The sequence below is a fragment of the Dyella ginsengisoli LA-4 genome, from assembly GCF_000334915.1.
Taxonomy (GTDB): domain Bacteria; phylum Pseudomonadota; class Gammaproteobacteria; order Xanthomonadales; family Rhodanobacteraceae; genus Dyella_A; species Dyella_A ginsengisoli_A.
In genome coordinates, this window is record NZ_AMSF01000058.1 from 86,528 (window position 1) to 109,580 (window position 23,053).

The window sequence follows — 23,053 nt, forward strand, 5'->3', positions numbered from 1 at the left end:
CCTCCTGCGCTCAGGAATCCTGGCTCGCTACGCCGGCTTCCAGATCCAGCAGCCGGCGCGCCAGGCGCAGCAGACGGAACAGCTTCACCAGCGCAGCATCGCTCAGGCGTGTGGCCGAGCCGCCGTGGCCATGCAGCAGCGCCGCCAGCTCGTCGGCCAGCCGCGCGCGGTCCAATCCGTTCGCGGAGGGCGGAGCCGCACTCAGCACATGCAGCAGGGTCAGCACCGCCCGCGCGAACGCCGGCAGCGCCTTCGCCTGGCCCACAACCGGCGCCGCGCAGACGAAGCCGATGCCGCCGACGCTGGCCTCAATGTGGTCGGCGACCGCCGCTTCCTCGCCGATCTCGCGCGCGAACTGCGCGATGTGCACGCGCAGGCGATCCGGCACGTCCAGCCCCGGCTCGACGTACCAGACGTCCGAGATGGGATAGAGCCCGCCGACCTGCACGGGGATCGCACGCAGCGCATCGGCCTCGAAGTCGGGCAGCTTGTCGCCGAGCTGGTCCGCGACCATCCGCTGGATGGACTGCAGGCGCTCGGTGGTCGGTGCCGGTGTCACGATGTGCCCTTGCAGGCGCTCGTCGCGTTGCCCGTGCTGGTCCTCCGGCGCTTCGGGCGATGCAAGCGGTGTCGCTGCTGGCGCCGAAGGCGCGACCGGCGTGGTGTCGCGCGGCACAGACGAGGCGGGTGGCTGCCGAGGCGCGGAGACCGGCGGGGGAGGACCAGCAGGCACGACAGGCGCTGCCGGTGGCGTCGGTGCCGCCGGTTCGCTGGTCAGCGCACGCTGGCGGCTTTCGCTGTCGTTGATCTCCAGCGCCAGCGTGTCGTAGTCCGCCTCCAGCAGCTCGGCCATCTGGCCGACCAGCTCGTCCTGCACCCGCTGCGGCGAGAAGTCGTCCGGCTGTGTGTCGAACTGCGTCAGCACGTCCTGAAACAAGGTGGCGAAGTCCACAGTCACGGTGCGGCCCAGCGCACGCCGCTCCCAGGTGCGCTCGCACGCCTTGCGCAGCACCGCGAGCCGGTCCACCTGATGCCGGCCCAATCCGCCGTACAACAGCGTCGGGATCGCCGGCAGTAGATAGCGCACCGCATCGTTCATGCGGCTGATGTGTGACTGCGGCACCGGATAGCCGTCGGCAGTCAGTCGCCGCGCGAGTTCGCTCTGCGACAGCGCCTGGCCGCTTTCCTGCTCGTAGAACTCGCGCGCCTTCTCGATGCCCAACGCCCGCTCGATGAAGGTCAGCCCGCCGCGCAGCTCGTTCTCGGCCAGATGCCCGGTCAGCGCCACGATTTCGCCGCGCGCCGGCCACGGGCGGAACAGGCACGCAATGCGGAAAAAGCGCTCCTCCTTGGTCTCGCTCCACAACTCGCGCAGGATCGCCAGCCGCGTGTTGCCGCCGTTGCGAATGATGTAGTGCGCCTCGCCCGGCCTGCGTGTGATCGCAGGGGGCGCGTCCAACCCGCGTTCGCGGATGGACGCCTTGATCTCCGCATAGGCCGGGTTGCGCGTCACGCGCGGGTCGTGGTCGTAGGGCCGCAACTGGTCCAGCGTCACCACCATCGGCGTGTCGGCGATGGGGTCGCTCAAGGTCGCGGCCGAAGGGCCGCTGCGCTCGAAGCCGGTGGCCAGCAGCTTGGCAGCCATGTCCTGCGGCGTCAGCTCAGCCACGGCCGTTCTCCTGCGCCTGCCGGTCGGCGCGGCGGAGTTGCGCGCGGGCATTGCGGTCGGCACGGTGGTCGCTCGCCGTCGAGCTGGTGTAGATCGACGCGCAGCCTTGCTTCGTGAATTTCAGGTGCCCGCCGGACGTGCGCACCACGCGCCAGCCTTCGCCCAGCGCGAACTCGATCAGCGCGCGCAGCCGTTCGCGGCCGCGCGCCAGTTCATGCGCGCTCGCCATGGCCGGCCCCTCCCGCATCGGCCCGGCCGGTGACCAGCGCGAAGCGCTCCCGCCACGCGGGGAACAGCTCGCCGGCCAGCGTGCGCATGGTCTCCAGCGCCGCGGGCGCCGTGCGCCCAGCCGGCTGCCGGTACTCCACCCGGTGCACCGGCAATTCTCGTGTCGCAGCGCGCGGATAGGCTTCGATGGCCGGCACGTCGGTGCCCAGCACCTGCACGCCGGCCTGTTCCTGGAACACCTGTCGCAGCGCCTGCTGGACCAGCCGCGCGTTCGACGACACCGGATGCACACGGTTGATGAGCAGGCGCAGCGGTGGCGGCTCGATGCCTAGGTGCCGATACGGCGCGATGTCCTCGATCAGTTGCAGGGTGCCGCGGCGCAGTTCGCGCGCGGCCAGAATCTCCGGCGTCACCGGCGACAGTGCCAGGTCGGACGCCAGCACCGCCATCTCCAGCAGCACGCTGCGCGCGCCCTGCGTGTCGATCAACAGCAAGTCGTAGTGCGTGCGGAAGACGGGAAGCAAATGGCGCAGTCGCAGGCGCCCATCCGGTGCGTGCAGCAGCAGCGTGTTCAGTTCGCCGCGGTCGTCGTTGGAGAGCACCAGGTCAAGGCCCGCGATCGCGGTGCGCGACACCAGTTGCTCGATGCGCCGCTCGTTGAAGGCCAGCATCTCGTAGATGCCGCCGGGCGCGCGCACGTCCAGCGTGAAGTAGCTCGACAGCGTGGGCTGCACGTCCAGGTCCAGCAGCAGCACGCGCAGCCCGGCATCGGCGATGAAGCCGCCCAGGTTGGCCGCCGTCGTGGTCTTGCCCACGCCGCCCTTGGTCGAAATGATGGACACCACCTGCATGGGCTTCTCCTCGTCGAATGGCATGAACCGAGAAGAAGCGTCAGGCGCGTTCTTTGAGGCGATCGGCGATCCACTGTTCGATCTCCACCGAGTCCCAGCCCACCGCGCGCACGCCCAGGCGCAGCGCCTTGGGGAACTTGCCTTCCTTCATGAGGCTGTAGATGTGCGCGCGCTTGAAGCCGGTCTTGGCTTCGACCTCGGCGCGGCGCAGGATGCGGTGCTCGGGCGGCAAGGCCGGCGCGATGGTCTGCGAAGACATGAGAGGCACTCCTTGACGCTCGATGGCGTTGTTCAGAAAGTGCCTCGCATTCCATATGCTGCTGCTGCGAGATTCACTGCAACTGCAGAACACGCAACTGCAATTGCAGTCTGCTGTTACAGGCTCAGCGCGATGCCTCCAGATGGCGACGCGCCTGTGCCAGCTTGCTCCACAGCGTTCGCTCGCTGATGCCGGGCCGCCCTTCATGGTGGGCCAGTAGCGCACTGATCACCGCATCCATGTTGCGGAAGGACGAGTAGGCAGAGCCCGCGGGGGACTTGCCCAACAGCAATGTCAGCAGGCCGCCAATGATGTTCAGGTAAGTCGATTCGCTGCGCAGGCCCGGTTCACTCGCATCGCCCTCACGAATGCTACTGGCATGCTCCTTCGCCAACGCTTCGTGCTGTGCCTTCAGCGCCGCATGTAGTTGTGCGAGTTCGGCAAGCTGCAGCTTGGCGGCCTCGCGATCGGCTAGCAACACGTTCAGCATGGCGACGCTCACCGAAGGATGCAGTTCGCGCTCGATGCCGTCGAACAGGAATGGAGGCCGCTCACCGGGGTAGTAATGCGACATCCACGCCTTCAGGTCGACGTGGCGCACGATCAACGCAGGATCGTCGAGTGCGGGGCGCTGAGGTTCCTGCGCCATGCCTGCCTTGCCGTAAGAAAGCTCATCGTGTGCCAATGCGTCGAAGATGCGCTCGGAGAAAAGGCGCAGCAAGGGCCAGCGCGGAAAGTCGTTCGGCTCAGGCATGGCACGTGGCCCGAGCGTTTCCAGAATCCGCGGCTCAAAGCGCAACAGTCCCGCCCAACGGACGGCCGCCTCGATCGGGCGGTAGTAGATCCTGGCGCCAAAGGCAAGGCAACTCGATTTCTCCATGTCGCGTGCGTCCCATCGTCGGATCGAACTCTGGCAGACGCGCACCGCCCAAGTGGGCGAGGCGATTGCCCAGAAATCCGGATGAAGCGCAGGACCGGCCGGGATCGTGGAAGGAAGCGTTGCATCGGCGCTGACGGCCGGCTAAGGGCGAACTACATCTTGCTACGCTTGAAACTCCTCAACCATGATGCGGGCGCTTTGCCTTTGGACCGGCACGCGGCTTGGTGGTCGCGCTCCCCTGGAGTCAAGCATGGGTGCCGCGCTTTACCCGAAACCTGGCCAAAGTTTTCCGTAGGAATTCCAACGGCGTAAAGTGCCAATGCGTCAACAGGATGAGCCGGTTTGCAACCGGCAAAAGCTCATGCGTTCCGCGTCAGTGAAATGACCGCGGCGGCGAGCCCGCAGGCGAGTGCCGGAGTACGGAAGGGCGCAGCAATTGCGTCGAAACTGGAATCAGTACAGCGCATGAGCCATGCAGATCGGGTCAGCCGCAAGACCAAAGATGAATCGCGCAATCCGAGAAAACTAGCCGCGCACCTTTCGATAGATCTGCGTCAAATCGCGCGTGATGTGCTTGCGTCCTGATGACATACACGTTCGGCGCGTTCGATGAACCGCTGCAACGGCTCCGTCATGCCACCCTCGGTTCGTAACAGATAGGTGGTTATCGATGCGCTCTGACCGGCCAACGGGCGGACAACAACATCCGCCGGCTGGCAAGTTGCCAAGTGCGCGGCAGTGGAAAAACCTAGCCCGTACCCTGCGGCCACCAACGTCAGCATCAGCCCGTGAGAAGCGGCATACTCAGCCACGATCGGTTGGACATCGACAGAGCGGAACAGTCGTTCGCTCTGCCGACCGCAACCTTGGCATGCCCGTGGATCACAAAGTACCAGCGGATAGCTCACCACTTCCTGCAACGGCACTTCCTTGAAGGCTACAAGCGGGTGCCGTGCGGGCAGGATCACTACCAAGGGGTCGGCCCACAGCGGCTCAGCAATGATCCCGTCCTCCACTTCATTGACCATTGCAAAGCCGGCGTCGAACAGATTTGCGTTCAGCCCCTGCACGAGTTCGGTCAGCGGTACTTCGGAGAGCCGGATGTTTACCTGCGGCGACTCTTCGCGGCACAGTGCAAGCAGTGCTGATAGCCTCGCCCGTCCTATGTCTCTCGACAGCGCGATTCGCAAAATGCCCTGAGAACCGGAGGCAGCAGCCTTCGCGCTGGCCACTGCCTGCTCAACGCTCAACATGATGCGGCGGGCGTCGTCGAGGAAGACTCGCCCTGCCCAAGTCAGGGTTGCGCCCCGCGGCGTGCGACTGAGCAACGTCACGCCTAGAGTTGTCTCCAACTTGCGGATCGTGCGTGATAGGGGAGATTGTTCTATATGCAGCCGCCTAGCGGCTCGACCGAAGTGCAGTTCCTCGGCTACAGCAATGAAACAGCGAAGATGACGTAAGTTCATGCGCAGTCCCTCGTGACGTGACCAGTCCTTATGATCGTAGGGAGCCGCATGCGTGCGGAGACGAGGCCGGCATGTCTTGCAGCGGCTGCCGTCGCTGGCTCACAGCACGCGGGCAATGGTGTCCGGAGTTATTGCAACGCTGCTTGAACGCGGGCGGCGGTCATGGCGGATGGCTAGCTAGAGCACTCGCGCCAGCGCGCCTCGGCTAGTCTTCTGTGGCCGCAGCGACCCGAGGAAGACAGTCGCGGCGTCTTACGTCACTCCCCGAGGGCGAGCGATTTGGTCTGTCGACACGGGCGGCGGTGCAGCGTCTGAAGTTCGCGCCAGCGGGCATCGCGCCGGATGAACTGTCGATGGGCATGTTCGGCGAATTCGAGATCGCCACCTGTAACCGCGCTGCTGAAGCACTGCGGCCGGAGCAGTCGCAGCAAGCGGCTGACGCGGGCGGACAAGCAATTCCTGTAACATGTGCCGCGCATCTTCACTGCCTTGCAGCAAGCCCGCGACAGCGTGAGGGGAGCGGCCAACGGCCTTCACGGTCAGCAACGCATTACGCTGTCCGATGGCATCACCCCGTCGCGCTTGCCGACCTTGCTGGCGTTAAGCTGGCAGGAGGAGCCCGACGTCGAGTTGCGCCTGTTCGAGGTGTCACTGTCGCAGCAAATCAAGGGGCTGCATGGCGATCTGCATGACCTAGGGCCCAGTCTGGTGAAGTGGATGACGACATCGTGGCTAAGGCGCTTTGGAGCGCCCCCCCCTCATGGTCGCGGCGCCGGCATGGCATCCGCTGCTCAAGCACAAACGTATCTCACTGGACGAGGTGCTGCGTTATCCGCTGGTGCTGGTGACCCACATGCATACGGGAGTCATGCACGTCAGATCCAACGAGTGCTGCCGCGGGTGAAGCAGGAACCCGTGATCGCTGCACGGGTGGCTTCCTGGGAACCTGAAACGCGTCGAGGTATATTGATTGGACAGAAGCTAGTCTTCCGTCAACAGGTGTAGCCATCCCTTGCTAGCGGCTTCCACCATAGAACTTTTCCACGAACGAGCGACGGTAACTCTGGTGGCAGGCTAGGCAGCTTTGCTGGGTTTTGGAGAAAGCCGCGATGACTGCTTGGCCGTCATTCCGCTGTGCAGCCTCGCCCATGGCGGTCGCGGCGTCATGGACCTGTCCATCAAGACCCCGAAACTTTCCAGCGTCTGCCCCAAGCCAAGCAAGGATGCGCATCTTTTCCGACATGGGCGGCTCGGCATGCTTGGCGATTCGTGGTGCTAGCTCGGCGACCAGCGGCCAGTCTTCTTTGGAGATCGCGCCCGTGACGGCTTGCATGTCGCGACCGAGTCTTTCCATTATGGTACGAAGCGCCATTGGCTTTGCCGCCTCTACGGACTGCGCACCGAGTGCCGTGGCGAAGGTTGCCAAGAGCACGGACAGCGGGACGGTGAAAAACGATCTGGGTTTCAAGGGCTGGTTCACGAATTTCTCCATTGATGTTGTGACGAATGCTTTGGGTCTAACGATTGGTTGCAGGTGTCCTCAAAATTCCAGACTCAGCGCGATCGATCCGAATGCGTGATGGCCCGCCTGCTGGTCGAACTCGCGGGTTCTCCAAACGCGCATCACGGCGAGCCGTACGCCACGTCCAGCAACGATCCATTGGCTACTGATGCCGAGAGCTGCTTGCGCGATCCAAGGCCGCCGGCTGACGTGATGGCTATGCCGGAACATGTTTCCGTCGAGTGAGAAGTCCCAGGCGACGGCTTTACCCTCCAGATTCAGGAAGACATGTGCCCCAGGTTTGGGCGCCAGGACCGACTGCGGCGTTGTCGTGCGCAGATCGGCAACACCAGAGGGCGGGCGGTTCTCTGCGCCAGGGCGGATCGGATAGCTGCCGAAGTCGTTCGGTATGTTCCAGCCCGCGCGAAACTCCACGCCGGTACTGGCGGCGGTTTCGATGTTTCCGACCCGCAGGGCATAGCTGCCGATCACGTCGCTGCCCCATCCAGGGCGGACCGCACCCTCCGTGTACGGCTTGAACTTGCGCTCCATGGCCATCTGAAACGCCGGCTCGTTGCGCAACTGGTTGTCCCAGCCGCGAAATCGCTCAATGCCGCGTGCCCGATGCACCAGATCCTGAGATTGCTCGGCCAGCGACCAGGGGCCGATCACGCCCAGGGTCAGCTCACGCACGTCAAGCATTTCGTAGCTGGCGGCTTGTGGGTGGATGCGGCGATTCCACGCCAAACCCAGGTAGAGCAAACCAGCGTACGGTCGGTCATCTGGAATCACGTCGGTGCGCGTCTTGTTCTCGGGCGTGTACATGGACTGGCCAAAGCGCACGACGAGGTTTTGCGACGATGTCTGGGCGCCGGAATCGCGCCAGAACCCGGGATCAGCCCAGCCGATGAAGCGGGCGTACAAACCAATCGGCTGAGGCAGGCACTCCGGACGGAGCCCGCCTTGCAGATCACGTGAGACTGCTGTTAGCGCGACACCGTTGGTGTAGTTGCGATCGGAGCCGGTGAACAAATCGTTCTCCAGACGCAGGGTGCCGCCCCGCCAGCGCAGGGATTGCTCTGGCGAGCAGGAGGGAGGATTTGCAGAGAGTGAGACTTCGGAACCAAAAGCAGAAATCGGGCTGAACAATGCACCCGCAATCAACAAGATGACGCACTGCATCGGCTGCCGCACCTTGGTGCCGCGCAGGCTCCAGCGATACCCGCCGATGCCAATCATGTTGCCCCATCGCCTGCCGCCCTGTTGACGTAAAAGCGTTCGAGGGCACTGACGATTTCCTCCGCATCGTCTACGCAGGTGAACAAGTCGAGATCGGATGAAGAGACATAGCCTTCGTCGAGCAGAAGATCGAAATCAACTACGCGACGCCAGAATGCACGGCCGACCAGCACCACCGGAACACGCTGCATCTTTCTGGTCTGGATCAAGGTGAGCACCTCGAACAGCTCATCGAGCGTTCCATAGCCACCGGGGAAGGCCACCAAGCCCTTGGCGTGTAACAAGAAGTGCATCTTGCGCAGCGCGAAATAGTGGAATCGGAACGCCAAATCCGGGCACATGTAGGGGTTGGGTGCCTGTTCGTGGGGCAGCGTGATGTTGAGGCCAATCGAACGTGCGCCGACCTCGAAAGCACCGCGGTTGGCGGCCTCCATGATGCCGGGCCCACCCCCGGTGACGACGACGAAATCACGGCGATTTTGCTGCTGGAAACGCGCCGAAATAAGGCCCGAGAAACGCCTCGCTTGCTCGTAGTGACGTGCCTGTTCGACCCGGCGATTGGCCCGCGCAAGCTCTTGCCGCAGCCCGACATCCTCCGGAGTGACGCGCGCCTGACGCTCCAGAACGCCAAGACGGGCTTCTGCCGTCTCGGCATCGCTCACGCGTGCGCTGCCGAAGACCACTACCGTCGAGCGAATGCCTTGCTCGTGCAGGATGCGCTCGGGCTTGAGCAGTTCGAGCTGTAGTCGCAGCGGCCGCAGTTCGTCCTGGCCAAGCAGCTCGATGTCTTCGTACGCAAGCCGGTACGTTGGCGACTCGCGGATGGCGCGCAGGCGTTCATCGAGATCTTCTGCGGGCTTCATCACTCGTGCGCCAGAAAGTCCGGCCAGCGCAGCGCATGGCCATACTCGGGCACCGTGACCTGCCAGCCGAGTTGCTGCTGCAAGAGGTCAGCGAAGGTTTGCGCGGCCGACGATTCCCCATGCACCACGAAGGTTTGCGCCGGTGCTTGAATGAAAGCACGGGCCCAATCCAGCAGCGCCTTCTGGTCGGCATGCGCCGAGAGGCCGTCCACGCTGTGGATCGCCGCACGTACCGGGATGTCCTCGCCGAAGATGCGTACACGTTCGGCCCCCTCGATCAGGCGCCGGCCAAGCGTCCCCTGCGCCTGGAAACCGGGAAACAAGATGCTGCATTCGCGGCGTGGCAAGTTGTGGCGCAGGTGGTGCCGGATACGTCCCGCGTCGCACATGCCGCTGGCAGAAATAATGATGGCCCCGGAGCGAATCCGGTTCAGCGCCATGGACTCCTCAGCGCTCGCTGTGAAATCCAGGTACGGGAGGTTCTCGCCGCGCGCGTGCCATCCGGCCAACCGCTTCGCCTGTTCGTCGAACAATTCGAGATGTTCACGCGTGATGCGTGTGGCCTCGGTGGCCATCGGCGAATCGACAAACACCATTGGACGCTGCAGACGCCCTTCGCAGGTGAGACGATGTAGGTGGTAGAGCACCTCCTGGGTTCGGCCGACCGCAAAGGCCGGCACGATGACGTTGCCGCCGCGCTCGAACAGGGTTTTCTCGACGATGCCGATCATGTCCGCTTCGGTCGCCGAGAAATCCTTGTGCCGGCGGTCACCGTAGGTGGACTCGATGACGAGGATGTCGGCTTCCTCAATGGGTGTCGGGTCGCGCAGGATGGGGCGTCCCGGCTGGCCCAGATCGCCGCTGAACACGATCTTCGTGGGGTAACCGTACTCGGTAATCCACACTTCCACGATGGCCGAACCAAGGATGTGTCCGGCATCACGAAAGCGGGCGCGCACCCCGACGCGGGGTGCGAACTCCCGGTCGTATTCGATACCTCGTACCTGCTGCAGGCATTCGTGTGCATCCTGCAGGGTATACAGGGGTGGCGGCACGGTCTTTTCTTTGAGCCGCTTGGCAACCCGCTTGGCATCGCTTTCCTGGATGTGAGCGCTATCGGGCAGCATCACCCCGAGCAGATCAACCGTCGCTGGCGTGGCGTAGATGGACCCCTTGAACCCGGCGCGCGTGAGTTTGGGCAATAGCCCGCTGTGGTCGATGTGGGCGTGGGTCAGCAGGACGAAGTCAATGGACGCCGGGTCGAACGCGAACGGCTCGTGGTTGCGTGCTGCTGCTATACGCCCACCTTGAACCATGCCGCAATCGACCAGGAAGCGGACATTAGCCGCTTCGACCAGGAAGCACGATCCGGTGACTTCTCGGGCTGCGCCCAAAAAACTGAGTTTCATAGGGCGTTCACTCGGGTTTTCGCATCGGGCAAGTGCTGAGGCCGAGCAGGCGATAGCCAGGACAGCGGCCTGCCAGGCCGGTGAGGAGTGGCATGATTCCAATGAGTCCCAGCCAACGCCAAGATGAGTCCAGCCACAATGGGAGACTGAGCAAAATCAGTCCGATGACGATGCGCACAATGCGGTCGAGATTTCCAACGTTGATTTGCATGACGGTCTCCTTTTGTTGAGTCAGCGGCTTGAAAACGCGACGGGGGCGGCAGCGCCCCGCAGCGGATGGGTTGCGGTCGATGCCGTCGTGGATACGTCCCAGCCACCACCAAGGGCCTTGTACAGCGCCACCAGTTGCACGGCGGCGTTGGTATGCGCGCGTGCGGCTGCGGTTTCGGCCTCGTGCAGACTGCGCTGGGCAGCCAGCAGTTCGACCAGCGCAATGTCGCCCGCCGCGTAGCGCGCCTTGGCGTGGCCGTAGCTGGTGCGCGCGGCATCCAGTGCCATACCGCGGCGCTCCAGTGTGTCCAGCCCGCCGTGGTAGTCGCCAAGCGCGCGCTCGGCATCGCCCAGCGCCGCCAGCACGGCCTGCTCATAGGCCAGCGCGGCCTGTCGCTCGGCCGCCTCGCGTGCCCGAATTTCGGCTCGCACACGGCCACCGTCGAACAGGCGCCAGGAAATCAGCGGCAGGATGGAAAAACGCGAGCTGGATGCATCGAACCAATCGCCCGTACTGAGCGCTTGGAACCCGCCGCCGACACCGATGGAGAGTTTGGGGAACAACTCGGCCGTGGCCACGCCGATGTCGGCGGAACTCGCTGCCAGGCGACGTTCCGCAGCCAGCACGTCCGGGCGCCGGCGCAGCATCTCTGCGCGCTCGCCCACCGGCAGCGCCCGCAGCGTGCTCGGCGTCAAGGGGCCATCCAGCAGTGCCAGCTCCCGCTCCGGCGGCGCGCCCAGCAGCACGCCCAGGCTGAGTATCGCGGCGCGCTGACGCGCCTGGATATCCGGGATGAGCGCGTTGACTGCTGTCCATTGGGCGTACGCCGCCTCCACGTCGGCGGCCGACGCGTCGCCCAGCGCATGCCGCAGGCGCACCAATTCCAAGGTCTGCTGCAGCGTATCCAGTGTGGCCTGTTGTGCGTGCAACTCGTAGCGGGCGCCGACGGCGGTGAACCAGGTGCGCGCGACCTCGGCCACGATGCGCATGCGTACGCCCTGCGCCTCGGCTTCGGTCGCCTGCAGGCGGGCGCTGGCGCCTTCCAGCGCCCGCCGCTTGGCCCCGAACAAGTCGGCCTCCCAGGCCGCGTCGAAGCCCGCGTCGTAGATGGTCTGCGTTGCGTCAAGGCCGGGGATCGAACCTACGGGCAGGGGTCCGTTCTCGCTTTGACGGCGCCGGTTGACGCTCGCGCCAGCGGCGGCGGTGGGCAATGCCTCGCCGGCCACACGATCGCGCAGGGCGCGTGCCTCATCGATGCGTGCCGCAGCCTGGCGCAGATCCAGGTTCTGTGCCAGCGCCGTGGCCATCAGGCGATCGAGGATGGGATCGTCCAGTGCAGACCACCATTGGCTCAAGTCTGCGGACTGGGATTCGCTTGCCAACGGCAAGCTCCAGCCGCTGCCGACGTCGACCGGCGGCGGCTCGCGGTAGTCGGGGCCCACGCTTGCGCAGGCAGTCAGCAGCACGCAGGACAGGGCCAGCGCGAGCGGACGCGCGCGCCCAGGGGTCAGGCCGGTGACGGTTGCGCGAAGAAAGGGAGTGCGGGGCTTGGATTTCATTGCAGGCGTCCTCGGACGAATACGGTGGCCATCGTCAGCGTGGCCAGGGCGATGACCGCCAGCGGCCACAGGCTGGCGAGAATGTCACCGGGCGGCATGGCCTTGAGAAAGCTGCCTTCGACGATGATGAGGAAGTGGGTCAGCGGAATGGCCTGAGCCAGCCATTGCATCATGAGCGGCATGTTTTCCACAGGCGTCGCAAAGCCTGACATCAGCACCGCCGGCACGCCGACGGCGAACGCCCCCAGGATGGCCTGCTGCTGCGTCATGCTGACCGCGGAAATCATCAGACCGATGCCGACCACCGAGGCGATGAACAGCACCAGGCTGGCAAGCAGGAGTGCAAACGAGCCCGTAAACGGGATGCCGAACAGGAAGACGCCCGCGCTGATCATGAACAGGCCCAGCGCGGTGCCAATTGCGAGTGCCGGCAGTGATTTGGAAATGATGATCTCGGGCGTCGAGGTGGGCGACACCAACAACTGGTCGAAGGTCCCGAGTTCACGTTCGCGCGCGATCGACAGCGAGGTGATGAGCAGCGCGCTGAACAGCGCCAGGATGCCCGTCAGGCCGGGCACGATGAACCAGCGGTAGACCAGATTCGGGTTGAACCAGTGGCGCACGACGACCGGCGTTGGCGCTTGCGCGTCGGGCACGACCTCGGCGCCGACATCGGCGGCGATGGTGGACAGATAGGCCACGGTGATCTGCCCAGAGTTGCTGCGCCGGCCATCGACCAGTACCTGCGCGCGGCCACTTTCGCCGGCGGCGATGGAGCGCGAAAAATCCACCGGGATGGCGAGCGCGGCGATCACCTCGCCACGGTCGATCAGCTCGTGCAGCTGCTGCTGGCTGTCGACATGCCGGACGTGGGTGATGAAGCGGGCGCTGTCCAGGCGCTGTACCAACTCGTGCGACCACCGCCCCGCATCCTGATCGTAGACGGCGATATCGACGTTGCGCACTTCCAGCGTCGCGGCAAAGGCAAACACCAGCAACTGCAGGATCGGCGGCACGAACACCACCATGCGGCTGCGCGGGTCGCGCAGGACGCTGAGTACTTCCTTGATGAACTGGGCGCGCAGGCGGGTGAACGAGAATGCGGAAGTCAACATCGCGTCACTCCAGGTTCTTGCGCGTGGCGCGCTTGGCGATCACGAAGAACAGCACCCCGATCGCCGCCATGGCCGCCAGGTTGGGCAGGAACACGGCCCAGATGTCGCCGGCCAGGAACACCGTCTTCAGCGAATCGACGAAGTAACGCGCCGGAACCAGCCGGGTGATGGCGCGGATCGGTGCCGGCATGGCGTCGATCTCATAAAGAAACCCCGACAACATGAAAGCTGGCAGGAAGCCCGTGAACAGCGCGATCTGCGCGGCCAGGAACTGGTTGCGTGCCAATGAGGAAATCAGCAGACCCTGACCCAGCGCCGGCACCATGAACACCGCCGACAAGAGCAACAGGGACAGCAAAGAGCCGCGCATCGGGACGCCGAACACGAACACCGCTAGCGCCGCTGCGCCCAGCGTGGACAGCATGCCGAGCACGAAGTAGGGCAGCAGTTTGCCGATCAGGATCTCGGCCACCGAGGCCGGCGTGGACAGCACTGCCTCCATGGTGCCGCGCTCCCATTCACGCGCCACCACCAGTGCAGTCAGCATGGTGCCGATGATGGTCATGACGATGGCGATGGCGCCGGGAATCAGTGCGCGTCGGCTTTCCAGCTCGGGGTTGAACCAGTAGCGCGGCTCCAGCATGATGGACTGCGCTGGTGCTCCGACGTCCAGTCCGGCACGCCAGGACTGGACCACGCCACGGGCGTAGTTCTCGACGTAGTTGGCGGTATTGGGGTAGGAGCCATCGGTGACGATCTGCACCAGCGGCTCGCTGCCACGGAGGGCCAGACGCTGCTCGAAATCTTGCGGGATCACCACGTAGCCGCGCAGGTCGCCTGAGACCAGTTGGTCGGCCACTTCGCGTCGGTCATGAGCGAAGTGCGTATCCAGGAAGCGGGTGCCCGAAAACGCTGCGGCCAGCGACTGTGCCGATGCGCCGGGTGACTCCAGGACCACGCCGACACGGACATCCTTCGCATCCAGCGACACCGCATAGGCGAACAGCAGCAGCAACACCACCGGCAGCACGAACGCGATCAGCAGCGTCGATGGGTCGCGCAGCGCCTGGTAGCTTTCCTTGGTCACCAGAGCGATCAAGCGCCGCAGATCAAAACGGCGCAAGTCGGTCTGCAGGGGGCCACTCCCGTCTTTGTGCATTGTGGCGCCGTTCATGTGGCGGCCTCCAGCTCACGGTCTGACGACTCCACCAGATGAATGAAGGCGTCCTCCATCGTCGGGTCGGGTCGTTCGGGGCTGACCGCCGAACGTTTGAGCGCGTCGGGCGTATCCAGCGCGATCAGTTGCGCACGCGAGAGCATGGCTACGCGGTCGCAGTATTCGGCCTCGTCCATGAAGTGGGTGGTGACCATGATGGTCACGCCCTTGCGGGCCAGTCCGTTGATGTGGGTCCAGAATTCGCGCCGGGTCATGGGATCTACCCCTGAAGTGGGTTCATCCAGAAACAGTACCGGGGGCCTGTGCATCAGCGAACAAGCCAATGCCAGGCGCTGCTTGTGGCCCAGCGGCAGGGAATCGGGCGTGGCGGACAGCCAGTCGCCCAGATCGAAGGTTTCGATCATCTCGGCAATGCGCTCGCGCCGGGTGTTGCCTTCCAGTCCGTAGACGCCGGCCGAGAATTCCAGGTTCTGCTGCACCGAGAGCAGGCCGTAGAGCGAAAACTTCTGCGCCATGTAGCCGAGCCGGCTCTTGGCTGCGCCGGTGGCGCGGCGCAGATCATGGCCCACCACATGCGCTTCGCCAGCAGTGGGTTTCAACAGGCCGCACAGCATCTTGAAGGTGGTGGACTTGCCGGCACCGTTGGGGCCGAGCAGGCCGAAGATTTCGCCCTTTTGCACCTCGAAGCTGACGTTGTCGGTGGCGGTGAACTCGCCGAAGCGCTTGGTGAGGTTTCGGCACGACACGGCAATGTCGAAACCCAGCTCAACCGGCGGCAGACGCTCGGCCAGCGTCGACGTGCCGCCGGGGCCGCCACCGAGCAGATCGATGAAGGCGTCTTCGAAGCGCGCAGGCACCTGCGCCAGCCGCACCTGCGCCTGATCGGACAGGGCCTGGAGCTGCTCCGCCTCGGCGCCCTCGCGCAACACCACGCGCACGCCGGCGCCCTGGATCACGCCATCGCTCACGCTGGGCAGGTCGAGTGCCTGGGTCAGGACCGCTCGGCGCTCGGCACCGACGTCTTCCAGACGGAAACTGCGGCCTTCGAGCCGCGCGGTGAGTTGCTGCGGCGGGCCATCGAACAGGAGCTGTCCCTGGTTCAGCAACAGCACGCTCTCGCAGCGCTCGGCTTCGTCGAGATATGCGGTGGACCAGACCACGGCCATGCCCTCGTCGGTCAGCGCCTGCACCATGCGCCACAAATCCTGGCGGCTGACCGGGTCGACACCCACGCCCGGCTCGTCCAGCAGCAGCACCTTGGGCCGCGCCATGAGCGCACAGGCAAGGCCCAGCTTCTGCTTCATGCCGCCGGAGAGCTTGCCGGCCAGACGCTTGGTGAAGGGCCCGAGCCGCGTGAACTCCAGCAGCTCGGCAAACAGATCGGCGTTGCGATCCACATCCATGCCGCGCAACTGCGCATACAGGCGCATGTTCTCCATCACCGACAGGTCTTCGTACAGACCAAAGCGTTGCGGCATGTAGCCGCTGGCGACGTGGATGGCGTCGTTGTCCTTGACTACGTCATAACCGGCCAAGGTGACGTGGCCGGCGTTCGGCATCAGCAGGCCGGTCAGAATCCGCATCAGCGTCGTCTTGCCGGCGCCGTCGGGGCCGACCAGACCCGTCAGCCGTCCATAGTGGATGCGCGCGCTCAAGCCCCGCAGCGCCTTTACGTCGCCGAAATGCTTGTCCACGTCTTCGATGACGATGGCAGCGTCTTCGCCCGCACCCGCAGGCACGGCGGCGATAGCAGGGCTTGCCTGCATTTCAACGCTCCCCCGCCGGGATACGGGTGCCGGCTTTCGCATCGACCTCGATCGTCACCGGCATGCCCTGGCGCAAGGCACTGTCGCTGTCGGCTTCGTCGATGACGATGCGCAGGCGGTAGACCAGATCCGTGCGCAAATCCGTCGTCTCCACCGTCTTGGGGGTGAACTCGGCGCGCGGCGAGATGAAGCCGATCTGGCCGCGATAGACCTTCTCTGATGAATCGCTTTTGACGCGCACCACAGTACCGGGCGCGATGCGCCCCAAGTCCGACTCGCCCACGTAGGCGCGCACGTAAACCGGCTTGTCCAGGCTCAGGCTGTAGACCGCGCTCTGGCTTGCGACCATGCTGCCGGGCTCCCGCACTCGTGCGATGACGGTGCCGCTACTGGGCGCCATCAACTCGGTGTCCGCCAAGGCTGTCGTGGCTTGCGCTGCGGCGGCCTGTGCGGCCGCAAGGCGAGCTTCTGCCGCGGCGATGTCTTCCTTGCGAAAACCTTCGGATGCTTGCGATAGGGCCGCCTTGGCCGCTTCGACGCCAGCGGTTGCCTGGTCGCGCGCCGTGCGGGCGGCATCGACCGTGCGCTGGCTGCTGGCGCCCGATGCCAGCAGGCCACTCTGGCGCTGGAAATTGCGCTCGGTCTCGGTGGCGAGCGCCTGGGCCTGCCTGAGGGCTTCGCGCGCCTGGGTGATTTCCTGCGGTCGCAGGCCGCGGCGCAGCTTGGCCAGTTCCGCCTGCGCCACCTGCACCTGGGCCTGTGCTGCCGCAAGTGCTTCCCGATAGGGTTGCGCGTCAAGCGCCGCCAGGCGCGCGCCCGCGCTGACGGCATCGCCCTCATCGAAAGCCATTTGCATCACGCGCCCGGGCTGACGGAAGGCCAGTTGCACCTCGCGGATGTCGACGTTGCCGTAGAGGCGCAATGCATCTTGTTGTCCATGGTCGCGCGACAGCCAGAACGCCAGTGCGCCGCCAAGAGCGAGCACGACGACGGCGATCACGACCCAACGGGTTTTCTTGAAGAGGAGGTTTGGAGTTTTCATCGATGGGTTTCCGCTGGATAAAGGTGCTCAGTGCTCGCGTGCGACCGGCGCATTCGCCGCTGACCGGCGCCAGGCGATGGCCGCTATGCCAGCCCACACCAACGTGCGCAGCGTCATGGCGACCACCGTGCGTCGCTCCCAGGCGCCACCCAGAGCCACATGCACTCCGAAAGCGAGGAACACGAGTGCGGTCGCCACCGTGATGACAATCGCCAACCACGCGGCCCAGCGCCGGCGCATCCACAAGCCGACGCCGGCGACGATGTAGGCGAACCCGGCCAGAAAATTGAACCAGAGCACGAAGGGCACATAGTGGCCGGCGGCTTGGCGCGCCGCGCCGTCGACAAACAGAACGGCGCCGCCCTCCCGAAGAGTGAGCAGGCCGAAGCCGATCGCGAGCAGGGAGATCAGCCAGTGCCAGATGCTGCGTTGTGGATGAGTGGTCATCTTCATGGCCTTTACTTGATCGCGGAAACTCCCAAGCCTTCGCCGTCGTCGCGGTGTGCGTGTGCGTTCCGCTGGGCGGTCGGGCTGAGTGTTGAATGACGCGGATTCGCGCTGGAGGCGCAACGCGATCGCATGACCGTGGTGTGCCTCTCGGCCGACCGGGCAACTGCGTGGCGGCAGGATGGAAGGCGTTTCATCGGGTGTGCGTGATGCCACGGAGATAGATGGCAAACACGGCTGGCGCATCACGACGGATGCGACTGACCTTGCCGGCCAACAGCGACTGCATGACCAGTCCCTGGATCGTGCCGATGAACAACACGGCGGCGGCATCTACGTCCAGATCCGCATCCAGGTCGCCTTGGGCCTTGCCTGCCTCCATCAGGCGGCGCAGGCGCTGTTCGTATTGACGGAGCAAGGTCTGCACCATCCGCTTGGCGAGCGTCTCGCCAGAGCGTTGCAGTTCTCCGAACAGCATGCGCGGCACGCCGGGATGCTTGGCCACGAAGTCGATGTGCGTCATGAACATGGCTTCGAGTGCCGCGGCAGGAGACGCGGCGCCCTCGGCCGCCTTGTCCACGCGCACCAGCAGACGCTCACCGACCCAGGTCATCGTTGCCTCCAGGATCGCGTCCTTGGTGGGGAAGTGGCGAAACAGCGCGCCCTGCGTCAAACCCATTCGATCGGCGATGGCCGTGGTCGTGATTTCGGCCGGGTTTTGCTCCGCGGCCAAGTCCACCACCGCTTGCACTGTGGCAGCACGCCGCTCTTCAGCGGACAGATGTTGAGGACGTTCGCTCACCGATCAGACTCCATAAAGTAAGTGACTTATTACTATCCTAACATGCAAAACATCCGCGTCGCAAGATCGGGAATACGGTTCATCGCATGGGAAAGGATGGTTCCTGCCCCATCCATGGATCGTGGCCAAGTGAGCTGACGAGACCCAGGAAGCGAACACACTCCTCTGGCACATCATGAGTAATCGGTCGGCAGGTCGGCCACCCCAGTCAGAGCAAGAGAAGCGGTTTCGTTCGAGCGAAGGCGGAAATCCCCCGGGCGTTCTTCAAGGCTTTGCATCTTTTCCCGTAGGCATTATGATAGTAATAAGTTACTTACAACATCGGAAGACCAGAGATGAACACCCTTGCCATACCTGACAAGCCCGCGCCGGCACCGTCCGAAGTCGTCTGTCGCCCCGATGTCCTGGATACGCTTGCGAACGCGTGCCGGGCACGCGGCACTGGCGGGTTGTCACCGGCGGCGGGTTTGCTGGCTTGGTACGACTGGGCGCTGCACCTGAGCCTTTCACCGGGCAAGCAGCGCAGCCTGATCGAAAAGGGATTGCACAAGCAGCGACGCTTGGCGCGCTACGTCGCGCACGCTGCAAGTGCCCACGGCTGCCCCACGTGCATCGAGCCGTTGGAGCAGGATCGGCGCTTCGAGGCGCCGGCCTGGCAGCAATGGCCGTTCAACGTGATCCACCAGGGCTTTTTGCTGCAGCAGCAGTGGTGGCACAACGCCACCACCGGCGTGCGCGGCGTGTCGCGCCATCACGAGAACATGGTCACTTTCGCCGGGCGGCAGTGGCTGGACATGTGGTCGCCATCGAATTTCATCTGGACCAACCCGGAAGTGCTGGAAGCCATCAGAACCAGCGGCGGCGCCAACCTGTGGCGCGGCGCGATGAACTTCCTCGACGATACACAGCGTCTTGCGCTTGACGATGAACCGGCCGGGGTCGAAGGCTTCAAAGTCGGCCAGGACGTGGCGGTCACACCAGGAAAGGTGGTGTTTCGCAACCACCTGATCGAGCTGATCCAGTACACACCCACGACCCCCGATGTGTATGCCGAGCCGGTGCTGATCGTGCCCTCCTGGATCATGAAGTACTACATCCTCGACCTGTCACCGCACAACTCGATGGTGAAGTACTTGGTCGACCAGGGGCATACGGTGTTCATCCTTTCCTGGAAGAACCCGACCGCGGCCGATCGCGACCTCGGCCTCGAGGATTACCGATGGCTGGGGGTCATGGATGCACTGGACGCGGTCACGGCCATCGTGCCCGAGCGCAAGGTGCAGGCGGTTGGCTATTGCCTGGGCGGCACCTTGCTGACGATCGCCGCAGCCGCGATGGCGCGCGATGGCGACGAACGGCTGCACAGTTTGACGCTGCTGGCGTCGGAGACCGACTTCCGCGAGTCGGGCGAAATCGCGCTTTTCATCGACGACAGTCAACTCGCCTGGCTGGAAGCCGGGATGTGGGACAAGGGCTATCTCGACGGCAAGCAGATGGCCGCCTCTTTCCAGATGCTCAACTCGCGCGACCTGATCTGGTCGCGCCGCGTGCGCGAGTACCTGCTGGGCGAACGGCAGGAGTTCAATGACCTGATGGCATGGAATGCCGACGTGACGCGCATGCCGTATCGCATGCACAGCGAGTACCTGCGGCGTTTGTATCTGAACAACGATCTGGCCGAGGGACGCTACCAGGTCGGCGGACGGCCGGTGGCGATCGCCGACATCGAAGTGCCGATGCTCATCGTCGGCACGGTGCGCGACCACGTTGCCCCCTGGCCATCCGTGTACAAGATGCATCTGCTCAGTGATGCGGAGCTGACCTTCGTACTGACCAGCGGCGGGCACAACGCCGGCGTGGTCAGCGAGCCGGGGCACCCCCGGCGCAGCTACCAGATTGCGACCCGCAGCGTCGGCGCTCGCTACGTCGATCCGCAAACGTGGCGTACCGAAACCCCGCTGAACGAGGGCTCCTGGTGGCCAGCCTGGCAGCAGTGGCTGGCACGACATTCGACCGAGCGGGTATCGCCGCCTGCCATGGGCGGCACGCAGGTCCCGCTTGGTGATGCACCGGGAACCTATGTGGCAATGCGCTGATACGACGCGCCGAAGCCGAGACAAGACAAGACCATTTCAACAGGGACATCGCTAAGGATGGCCTACACCCGCCCCGAAGGGGGCCCACCATGACCGAAGGGCACTGCAATGAGCAACGAACTGCCAATCCATCTCTACAAAGCCAATGCCGAGCTGCAACTGCAGATCACGCGCTTGCTGCAGGAGAGCAGCCATCACTGGCTCGAGGTCATGCAACAGCTCAGCGCTGGCAGCGTGCTGGAGACCACCTCGCGCATCCAGGGCCTCCAACAGGCGGCCGACTGGCAAGCGCTCGCGACCTTGCCGTCCGAAGTGTTCTGGCGTCTGTGCCAAGGCCGCATGGGCGATGCCCAAGCGGTCGGGCAAGTAGCAGCCAAGAGCCAGACGGCCTTTGCCAATGGACTGCGCCAGGCGCTCACGACTTGGCAGGAGTCTGTCTCCGAGGCATTCGGCGCGAGTGGCGACGCAGCCTCTTTCACGCAGCTTTGCCAGCGCTGGACGCAGCCCTGGACCGCCCCAAGCGCCGTACCCCAGGGCAAGACCAAGAAATGAGGGGACGGCAATGAATACGACGCAACGGACGGCGCTGGTGACGGGAGGCAACCGGGGGTTGGGCGCTGCGATCGCCCGTGCCCTGCACGATGCCGGCCACCGCGTGATCGTCACGCATACCCCCGGCAACACCACGATTGGCCAGTGGCAGCAAGCGCAAGCGACACAGGGCTACAAATTTGCTGCCTACGGGGTGGATGTATCGAACTACGAATCAACGCAGGAACTGGCGCGGCGCATCCACGCCGACGGTCATCGGATCGACATCCTGGTGAACAACGCCGGCATCACCCGCGATGCAACGCTGCGCAAGCTCGACAAGGCCGGTTGGGATGCCGTACTGCGCACCAACCTGGACTCCATGTTCAACGTCACCAAGCCGTTCATCGATCCGATGGTCGAGCGCGGCTGGGGTCGCATCGTCAACATCTCGTCGATCAACGGCAGCAAGGGCCAGTTCGGGCAGACCAATTATTCGGCGGCCAAAGCCGGCGTGCACGGGTTCACGAAGGCGCTGGCGCAGGAGGTCGCGCGCAAGGGTGTGACGGTCAACACCGTGTCGCCGGGTTATCTGGCCACCGAGATGGTGATGGCGGTGCGGGAGGACATGCGCCAGAAGATCATCGATGCGATTCCGGTTGGCCGTCTGGGCCAGCCGGACGAGATTGCGGCACTTGTCGCCTTCATCGCCAGCGAAGCCGCCGCCTTTATGACCGGCAGCAACGTGGCGATGAACGGCGGCCAGCATATGTATTGAGTAGTCGAGGGGCCTGCGGCATGAAAGTCTGGACCATTCGCTTGGGCAGTTCACCGAAGAGCATCCTTTACACACTCGGGTGCTCGGACACGAAGCATGCGCATTGACACGAGGGTGTTTGCGTGCTGACGGATAGTGATCTGCAAGCCCTCCGGTTGACCGCACGTTTAGCAGGCGTCGTCACCCTGATCCTGATTGACATCCCCATCGCTTGGTGGCTGGCTCGTACCAAGACCTGGTGGAAAGGGCCGATGGGAGGCTGCCTTGGAGCCTAGATTGCTACGCTATTTCGTTGCAGTCGCGGAAGAGCTGCATCTCGCCCGCGCGGCCGAGCGTCTCGGGATCGAGCAATCTCCCGTATCACGAGCAATGCGCGACCTGGAAAGCCAGCTTGGCGTGCAGTTGTTCGACCGCAGCACCCGCCTGACGCGGCTGACCTGGGCCGGCCAGGTGTTCCTAGGCGAATGCCGACGCGTGATGGCCACCGTGGAGCAGGCAGTCAAGAGTGCCAAGGCGGCGGCACAGGGCTACCAGGGCCATCTGCGCATCGCGATCTGCGACGGCCTGGCGCAGCCCCGCATCGCCACCTTGCTGGCACGCAGCCGCGAGGAGGAGCCCGAGATGGAGATTCGCGTCTTCGAGCTGCCGTTCGCGCAGCAGCTCAAGACGCTGCACGACGATCTGCTGGACATCGGCTTTGCGTTGTCAAACGCGGTACATGATGGCCTCGTCGCCGAGCCGGTGTGGACCGATCCGCTGTCGGTGATCGTGCCCGCACGCCACCCCTTGCTGGCACACGTGCAGGTGCCGCTGGCCGAAGCCCTGAAGTTCCCGCTGGTTCTGTGCCATCCCGAATCGGGATCGGGCTGCCGCCATCAGATTCAAGCGCTGCTGCAGGACGCAGGCACGCCGCTCAAGCTGGTCGATGAAGTGACCAGCCTGGGCGTGATGCTGACCCTGGTCGGTGCCGGCTACGGCATCGGCTTCGCCATCGCCTCGCAGGTGCAGACGCTACAGCGCCCGGACATCTCCATTCGTCCCTTGGCCGGCAGCCCACCGGTGCTCTCTACCTACCTGCTGCGCCGCCGGGGCGAACCCTCGGAGCCCATGAAGCGGTTCATCGAGCGGGCGAAAGGCGGGCGGGACCGCGCCTGTCGATGATGA

22 protein-coding genes and 1 pseudogene are annotated in these 23,053 nt (G+C 64.5%); 5 read left to right on the forward strand and 18 right to left on the reverse strand.

Annotation, left to right across the window (positions count from 1 at the left end; translation table 11 throughout):
- Positions 1-10: 10 nt before the first annotated feature.
- From C693_RS0114255 to C693_RS23095, 6 genes are all read right to left on the reverse strand, one after another.
- Complete coding sequence (locus C693_RS0114255; RefSeq protein WP_017462951.1) at positions 11-1,669, reverse strand: ParB family protein; 1,659 nt, start codon at positions 1,667-1,669, stop codon at positions 11-13.
- Positions 1,662-1,898 carry a hypothetical protein gene (locus C693_RS0114260; RefSeq protein ID WP_012584779.1) on the reverse strand — a complete coding sequence of 79 codons (237 nt, stop codon included), beginning with the start codon at positions 1,896-1,898 and terminating at the stop codon, positions 1,662-1,664. The genes C693_RS0114255 and C693_RS0114260 overlap by 8 nt, the downstream gene beginning before the upstream one ends.
- Complete coding sequence (locus C693_RS0114265) at positions 1,882-2,748, reverse strand: ParA family protein (protein WP_017462952.1); 867 nt, start codon at positions 2,746-2,748, stop codon at positions 1,882-1,884. Before C693_RS0114265 ends, C693_RS0114260 begins: the two co-directional genes overlap by 17 nt.
- Positions 2,749-2,788: 40 nt before the next feature.
- Positions 2,789-3,007 carry an AlpA family transcriptional regulator gene (locus tag C693_RS0114270; protein WP_004255100.1) on the reverse strand — a complete coding sequence of 73 codons (219 nt, stop codon included), beginning with the start codon at positions 3,005-3,007 and terminating at the stop codon, positions 2,789-2,791.
- Positions 3,008-3,131: 124 nt separating this feature from the next.
- Positions 3,132-3,887 carry a hypothetical protein gene (locus C693_RS0114275; protein ID WP_010792182.1) on the reverse strand — a complete coding sequence of 252 codons (756 nt, stop codon included), beginning with the start codon at positions 3,885-3,887 and terminating at the stop codon, positions 3,132-3,134.
- Between the two features lie 554 nt (positions 3,888-4,441).
- A complete protein-coding gene (locus C693_RS23095; RefSeq protein ID WP_059401254.1) occupies positions 4,442-5,353 on the reverse strand; it encodes a LysR family transcriptional regulator in 912 nt (303 codons plus the stop codon).
- A 414-nt stretch (positions 5,354-5,767) separates the two neighbouring features.
- On the opposite strand from C693_RS23095, the pseudogene C693_RS24265 reads away from it, so the two are divergent.
- Positions 5,768-6,292 (forward strand): annotated as a pseudogene (locus C693_RS24265) (LysR substrate-binding domain-containing protein); the annotation flags it as partial.
- Positions 6,293-6,368: 76 nt separating this feature from the next.
- On the opposite strand, the gene C693_RS0114295 reads toward C693_RS24265, so the two are convergent.
- From C693_RS0114295 to C693_RS0114345, 12 genes are all read right to left on the reverse strand, one after another.
- On the reverse strand, positions 6,369-6,833 hold the full coding sequence (locus C693_RS0114295) for a cytochrome c (protein ID WP_017462955.1): 465 nt from the start codon (positions 6,831-6,833) through the stop codon (positions 6,369-6,371).
- A 60-nt stretch (positions 6,834-6,893) separates the two neighbouring features.
- Positions 6,894-8,093, reverse strand: a complete 1,200-nt coding sequence (locus tag C693_RS0114300; RefSeq protein ID WP_013721840.1) for a lipid A deacylase LpxR family protein — start codon at positions 8,091-8,093, stop codon at positions 6,894-6,896.
- Positions 8,090-8,956 (reverse strand): TIGR00730 family Rossman fold protein, encoded by an 867-nt coding sequence (locus C693_RS0114305; protein ID WP_017462957.1) that lies wholly within the window; start codon positions 8,954-8,956, stop codon positions 8,090-8,092. Before C693_RS0114305 ends, C693_RS0114300 begins: the two co-directional genes overlap by 4 nt.
- Complete coding sequence (locus C693_RS0114310; protein WP_013721838.1) at positions 8,956-10,365, reverse strand: MBL fold metallo-hydrolase RNA specificity domain-containing protein; 1,410 nt, start codon at positions 10,363-10,365, stop codon at positions 8,956-8,958. The genes C693_RS0114305 and C693_RS0114310 overlap by 1 nt, the downstream gene beginning before the upstream one ends.
- Positions 10,366-10,372: 7 nt before the next feature.
- On the reverse strand, positions 10,373-10,576 hold the full coding sequence (locus C693_RS23105) for a YgaP family membrane protein (protein WP_010792188.1): 204 nt from the start codon (positions 10,574-10,576) through the stop codon (positions 10,373-10,375).
- Positions 10,577-10,596: 20 nt separating this feature from the next.
- Entirely contained in the window at positions 10,597-12,135 is a 1,539-nt protein-coding gene (locus C693_RS0114315) for an efflux transporter outer membrane subunit (RefSeq protein ID WP_017462959.1), read from the reverse strand.
- Positions 12,132-13,250, reverse strand: a complete 1,119-nt coding sequence (locus tag C693_RS0114320; protein WP_017462960.1) for an ABC transporter permease — start codon at positions 13,248-13,250, stop codon at positions 12,132-12,134. The genes C693_RS0114315 and C693_RS0114320 overlap by 4 nt, the downstream gene beginning before the upstream one ends.
- A 4-nt stretch (positions 13,251-13,254) precedes the next feature.
- Positions 13,255-14,424 (reverse strand): ABC transporter permease, encoded by a 1,170-nt coding sequence (locus tag C693_RS0114325; protein ID WP_017462961.1) that lies wholly within the window; start codon positions 14,422-14,424, stop codon positions 13,255-13,257.
- Positions 14,421-16,193: an ATP-binding cassette domain-containing protein gene (locus tag C693_RS0114330; protein WP_017462962.1), complete on the reverse strand. Its 1,773-nt coding sequence runs from the start codon at positions 16,191-16,193 to the stop codon at positions 14,421-14,423. The genes C693_RS0114325 and C693_RS0114330 overlap by 4 nt, the downstream gene beginning before the upstream one ends.
- Before the next feature lies 1 nt (position 16,194).
- Complete coding sequence (gene hlyD, locus C693_RS0114335; RefSeq protein ID WP_017462963.1) at positions 16,195-17,235, reverse strand: secretion protein HlyD; 1,041 nt, start codon at positions 17,233-17,235, stop codon at positions 16,195-16,197.
- 27 nt (positions 17,236-17,262) lie between these two features.
- Complete coding sequence (locus C693_RS0114340) at positions 17,263-17,688, reverse strand: hypothetical protein (RefSeq protein WP_014819567.1); 426 nt, start codon at positions 17,686-17,688, stop codon at positions 17,263-17,265.
- 187 nt (positions 17,689-17,875) lie between these two features.
- Positions 17,876-18,484, reverse strand: a complete 609-nt coding sequence (locus C693_RS0114345; RefSeq protein WP_004255154.1) for a TetR/AcrR family transcriptional regulator — start codon at positions 18,482-18,484, stop codon at positions 17,876-17,878.
- A 335-nt stretch (positions 18,485-18,819) separates the two neighbouring features.
- On the opposite strand from C693_RS0114345, the gene C693_RS0114350 reads away from it, so the two are divergent.
- From C693_RS0114350 to C693_RS0114365, 4 genes are all read left to right on the forward strand, one after another.
- On the forward strand, positions 18,820-20,580 hold the full coding sequence (locus tag C693_RS0114350; RefSeq protein WP_013721836.1) for a PHA/PHB synthase family protein: 1,761 nt from the start codon (positions 18,820-18,822) through the stop codon (positions 20,578-20,580).
- A 108-nt stretch (positions 20,581-20,688) separates the two neighbouring features.
- Positions 20,689-21,132: a phasin family protein gene (locus C693_RS0114355; RefSeq protein WP_013721835.1), complete on the forward strand. Its 444-nt coding sequence runs from the start codon at positions 20,689-20,691 to the stop codon at positions 21,130-21,132.
- 10 nt (positions 21,133-21,142) lie between these two features.
- Entirely contained in the window at positions 21,143-21,889 is a 747-nt protein-coding gene (phbB, locus tag C693_RS0114360) for an acetoacetyl-CoA reductase (RefSeq protein WP_013721834.1), read from the forward strand.
- Between the two features lie 276 nt (positions 21,890-22,165).
- Positions 22,166-23,050 (forward strand): LysR family transcriptional regulator, encoded by an 885-nt coding sequence (locus C693_RS0114365; protein WP_226038649.1) that lies wholly within the window; start codon positions 22,166-22,168, stop codon positions 23,048-23,050.
- The last annotated feature ends 3 nt before the right edge of the window (positions 23,051-23,053 follow it).